Raw genomic sequence first — 1,117 nt, forward strand, 5'->3', positions numbered from 1 at the left:
AGAAACCATTCATGCCAACATGAAAGTGTCTGACGACGAGGCGTATCAACGCGCGTTGTCTCTGATGCAGCAAGTCGGCATCCCTCAGCCTGAAAACCGTCTTAAACAGTATCCTCACCAGTTTTCTGGTGGTATGCGTCAGCGTGTGGTTATCGCGATCGCTTTGGCTGGTGAGCCAGATCTGATCATCGCCGATGAGCCAACCACGGCACTGGACGTATCAATCCAAGACCAAATCCTGAATCTTATCCGTGAGTTGTGTATCCAGAACAATGTTGGTTGTATGTTGGTTACGCACGACATGGGGGTGGTTTCAAACGTTACAGACCGCGTGGCGGTAATGTACCGTGGCGATCTTGTTGAGTTTGGGCCAACGGCAAAAGTGTTGGGTAACCCAGATCATCCATACACGCGCAGCTTGATTTCGGCGGTTCCTCGCTCAGACAGAAAGCTCGATCGCTTCCCTCTGGTGAGTTACATCGAAGAAGCGACAGAAATGAAGTCGCTAGACATTAAGAATCACTGGCTGGGTCAAAGCCAAGATCAGCGTGAGTACACTGGCCCGTTGTTGGATGTGAAAAACGTCAACCTAAGGTTTGTGACTAAGGACTCTTTGTTTGAAAGCCGCCGTGAGTACGTGCAGGCTTCGAACAATGTGAGTTTTGAGGTGCACGAAGGTGAGACGTTTGGTCTGGTGGGTGAGTCAGGTTCGGGTAAGTCGACCATCGCGCGCGTGATTGCTGGCTTGTATGAGCCAAACTCTGGCCAAGTGAAATTTGAAGGCATCGATCTCACGGCGATGAAGTCGGAAAAAGAGCGTCGTCCGATGCGACGTCAAATGCAGATGGTGTTCCAAAACCCATACACGTCTATGAACCCTCGTATGAAGGTGGCAGACATTATTGCCGAGCCAATTCGTTTCCATAAACTCACCAAGAATGAAGCAGAAACACGTCAAATCGTGAATGATTTGCTTGATCATGTTGGTTTGGGTCGCATGGCTGGTGTCAAATATCCTCATGAATTCTCTGGTGGTCAGCGTCAGCGTATTTCGATTGCGCGCGCTCTGGCCACTCGTCCTCGACTTTTGATTTGTGATGAACCGACATCAGCGTTG

1 protein-coding gene is annotated in these 1,117 nt (G+C 49.9%); it reads left to right on the forward strand.

Annotated elements, in window-relative coordinates; genetic code table 11:
* Positions 1-1,117: ABC transporter ATP-binding protein (locus R7E78_RS24460; RefSeq protein ID WP_318058384.1), on the forward strand; the 1,117-nt coding region annotated here is incomplete at both ends.

It is taken from the genome of Vibrio sp. YT-19(2023) (genome assembly GCF_033337395.1).